Raw genomic sequence first — 909 nt, 5'->3', positions numbered from 1 at the left:
CCAGCTTCTGGAGGCCCTCCGGCTTGGCCAGCCCGCTGCCGCTGGGGCCACCGACCACCGGGACGAGGATGCGGGAGCGGAGCGAGGGCTTCCGGTCCAGGAGGGCGGCGACGGCACGCAGCAGGACGTCCGGTGCCTTCAGCGGCTGGATGCGGCCGGCGAAGAGCGGGATCAGGGCGTGCTGCGGCAGGCCGAGCCGGGCCCGGGCGGCGGCGCGGGCGGACCCCGGGGCGCCGGTTCCCTCGGGAAGGGGGCGGAAGCGTTCGAGGTTGACGCCGGGGTGGACGACGGCCACGGAGGCGGGGTCCGCGTCGTAGAAGCGGACGAGTTCGTCCGCCTCCTCGGCGGTGTTCGCGATGAGCCGGTCGGAGGCGTGCACGATCTGCGTCTCACCGATGACCCGGGCGGCGGGCTCGGGGGTGTCGCCCTCGGCGAGCGAGGCGTTCTTCACCTTGGCCATGGTGTGCATCGCGTGGACCAGCGGGACGCCCCAGCGCTGGGCGGCGAGCCAGCCGACCTGGCCGGAGAGCCAGTAGTGGGAGTGGACGAGGTCGTAGTAGCCGGGGCGGTGGCCGGCCCACGCCTGCATCACCCCGTGGGTGAAGGCGCAGAGCTGAGCGGGCAGCTCCTCCTTCGCCAGCCCCTCGTACGGCCCGGCGGCGACATGGCGGACCAGCACTCCGGGGGCCATCTCGACCGACGGGGGCAGGGCTCCGGTGGTGGCCCGGGTGAATATCTCCACCTCGACGCCGATCGCGGCGAGACGCCTGGCCAGCTCCACCATGTAGACGTTCATACCGCCCGCGTCACCGGTGCCCGGCTGGTGCAGGGGCGAGGTGTGCACGGACAGCATCGCGACACGGCGCGGCTTGCGGTTGCCGCCCGGGAAGCGGATGCGGGGTGCCACAC

Annotated in this window: 1 protein-coding gene; it reads right to left on the bottom strand. The window is 73.8% G+C overall.

From position 1 onward, the window contains the following. Positions 1–907 (bottom strand): glycosyltransferase (locus IH13_RS38895; protein ID WP_031089269.1); only part of this gene is annotated, 907 nt, incomplete at its 3' end. Between the last annotated feature and the right edge of the window lie 2 nt (positions 908–909).

Source organism: Streptomyces sp. NRRL WC-3549, assembly GCF_000721935.1.
Classification (GTDB): Bacteria; Actinomycetota; Actinomycetes; order Streptomycetales; family Streptomycetaceae; genus Streptomyces.
This window is presented reverse-complemented; position numbering and strand designations above follow the sequence as displayed.